The following is a 2,424-nucleotide window of genomic DNA, read 5'->3' as shown; positions in this document are numbered from 1 at the left end:
AGCGGCTCCTGCCGCACCGGCTGCTGCCCCACAGGCCGCAGCGCCAGCCGCTCCGGCCCAGCCAGCAGCGCCGCAGGCCCCTGCCGAAGAGCAGGCCGAGGCTCCAGCCGAGGAGGCTGCCGCTGAGGAAGCCCCGGCCGAAGAGGCACCAAAGGCCGCTGAGGCTCCCGCTGCGCCGGCTGCGGACAAGCCGGCCGGTGGCGCGACCACCGAGGGTGGGGTCATCAAGCTGACCCGCAACACGCCGGGCGCACCGGGTGCCCCAGGCGCCCCTAACGCCTAAGGACCGGCCCCAGAGGCACCGGCCCTGAACTAAAGAACCGCACCTGCTACCGAAGCAGGTAGCGGTTCTTTCTATGTCAGCCTTCCGCTGCCCAAAGCTCTCCCCGCTCCCCCTCCGAGCACCGCGGCGACGCACCAATAACGCAACGGATTAACCCCGACTGGACTAGCGCCGCGGCCGCCCGCGCGGTGAGCTGACCGTCCGGTCACCCGGGATCCAGAAGCGCAGCGGGGCGTCAATGTTCTTCGAAATCCCGATGCGCGGCCCGGCCACGAACTCTGCCCGTTCCGCCGGCGGCTGCAGGTACAGCACCCCCTCCTCGGGGTTGTCCACGCCCAGCACATCGTCGACCTGAATCACCCGTGCACCGTCGAGGTGCAGATCGAAGCCCAACGCCTGGCCGAGGTTTCCGGGGCCGCGGGCCAGGTTCTCCTCGGCATGCTTCTCCCCGCGCCGCTGCCGCACCAGCTCCCTCCCCGCGATGACCTCCCCGGCGCGCAGCAGGATTCCGCCCGCCTCGCCTTCGGGGTGGCACACCAGGTTCCCGGCGCGATGGATCCCGTAGCTGGCGTAGACGTAGAGCCGCTGCGGTGGGCCGAACATCGTTTCGCACCGGGGAGTTGGGCCGTTGTACGCGTGCGACGCGGGATCTTTGCGCCCCACGTAGGCCTCCACCTCGGTGAGGCGTACAGCCACTTGCCCAAATCGAAGCACCCCTCCCAGCAGGAGGGGTGCGGTGTGTTCGGCGGCTTGGTGGAAGTCGAGGTGGATGGTCATGCCCACCACCCTAGGTGGGAGCCTTCCCACTCGCTTTCAGTCGCTGGTTTTAGAGGCGCTGGCGCTTCAGGAAGTTCCAGACCTCCTGGCTGGCATCCGGCACGCGGTTCCAGGTGTGGTTCTGGGGGTTAGTGATCAGCTGCGTCTCAGCGCGGGCGCAACGGTAGACGTGGCGCTTGCCGCCCGGGATGTTGTGGATCGCTGGCTGCGGTGCACAGCTATTGCGGGCCTTGTAGCTGTTCATCAGGCGTGGGACGCTCAGGTACGGGCGTCCGCCGTGGCGGGTGCCGCCGTTGTAGCGCATCATCGTGTCACCGGTGCCGTGCATCACGAGGATCGGGATCGGCAGGTTCTTGCAGCCGGAGTTCACCGGATTGTAGTACGCACCGCCGACGGATGCGACCCCCGCGAAGACGTGCGGCAGGTGGCAGGCGACGACAGCGGTCATGCCGCCACCGTTGGAGTGGCCGGTCGCGTAGATGCGGCGGCGGTCGACGTTATAGGTGCGGTCAATCTCGTCAATGATCTGGGTGACGAAGCGCAGGTCCTCGCCGCCACGGACGCTAGCGTACGGCGCACCCTCCCAGCCGTGGTTGATGGACTCCGGGTAAATGCGGATGGCTTCGCGCGCCGCACCAGTCTCGTGCAGGCGGGAGTAACGGCGGAAGTTCTCCGGGCTATCGCGCCAGCCGTCGAAACCGAAGATCACCGGGGCGGGGCGGGCCGGGTTGTAGTGAGTCGGGACGTGCATGATGTACCGCCGGTTGCGGCCGGTGGACTTGGTGTACACGTTGATGGACGCCCCGTTGCCGATGCGCGGAGCCGGCTTCGCGTTATTCGGGCGACCCTTCAGCGCCGGCGCTGGCGCGCCCGGCAGGCTGGAGCCAGCTGGGAGGGCGCCCTGCACTCGCTGGCCGTTCGGCAGGCGGATGTGCCCGAGGTTCGGCAACTGAACCCGCGGGAGCTGGAAGTCGGACGACTGTGGGACAGCTGGCAGCGGTGGCAGCTGCGCCTCAGCCTTGAGGGTGTCAGGAAGTTTGTGTGTGAGGCTCTGATTGAGAGGGAGTTTCACCGATAATGACTACTGTGTCACCGAAGAAAGGCCATGACCCGGCGAGGGTCAACGAGATCAGCGAGAAGCTGATGGAAAATCCTGAGCTGGCTAGCCTGATCAGCGAGCTGTCGACCTCCGCTGATGATGCAAGCGAGCTGGTCAAAGGCCTGCTGCAGGCATCAATCAACGCTGGTCTGCAGGCGGAGATGGATGCGCATTTGGGCTATAGCCACTCCGACCGCAAGTCCAAAGCCCAGGTGGAAGCCGCGCAGGAGAGCAATCACCGCAACGGGTCGTACACCAAGACCGT

Annotated in this window: 3 protein-coding genes and 1 pseudogene; 2 read left to right on the top strand and 2 right to left on the bottom strand. The window is 66.8% G+C overall.

Annotated features, from left to right (window positions below):
• Positions 1 to 283: pseudogene (locus tag HMPREF3088_RS09985) on the top strand (hypothetical protein); the annotation flags it as partial.
• A 165-nt stretch (positions 284 to 448) separates the two neighbouring features.
• On the opposite strand, the gene HMPREF3088_RS09980 reads toward HMPREF3088_RS09985, so the two are convergent.
• Positions 449 to 1,060, bottom strand: a complete 612-nt coding sequence (locus HMPREF3088_RS09980; protein WP_070759829.1) for a DNA-3-methyladenine glycosylase — start codon at positions 1,058 to 1,060, stop codon at positions 449 to 451.
• Between the two features lie 49 nt (positions 1,061 to 1,109).
• Positions 1,110 to 2,132: a CE1 family esterase gene (locus HMPREF3088_RS09975; protein ID WP_070759828.1), complete on the bottom strand. Its 1,023-nt coding sequence runs from the start codon at positions 2,130 to 2,132 to the stop codon at positions 1,110 to 1,112.
• Positions 2,133 to 2,137: 5 nt separating this feature from the next.
• Between HMPREF3088_RS09975 and HMPREF3088_RS09970 the strand changes: the two genes are divergently transcribed.
• Positions 2,138 to 2,424, top strand: a 287-nt coding sequence (locus HMPREF3088_RS09970; RefSeq protein ID WP_246818162.1) for a transposase, incomplete at its 3' end; no start/stop codon positions are given.

This window comes from Corynebacterium sp. HMSC22B11 (genome assembly GCF_001815965.1).
In the GTDB taxonomy this organism is placed as follows: Bacteria; Actinomycetota; Actinomycetes; order Mycobacteriales; family Mycobacteriaceae; genus Corynebacterium.
Note: the sequence above shows the minus strand (reverse complement) of the source record. Positions and strands in the feature narration are given on the sequence as shown.

What these genes read in the sequence shown, in the direction of transcription:
- HMPREF3088_RS09980 (WP_070759829.1), bottom strand. Translation starts at nt 1,060, where the DNA reads ATGACCATCCACCTCGACTTCCACCAAGCCGCCGAACACACCGCACCC.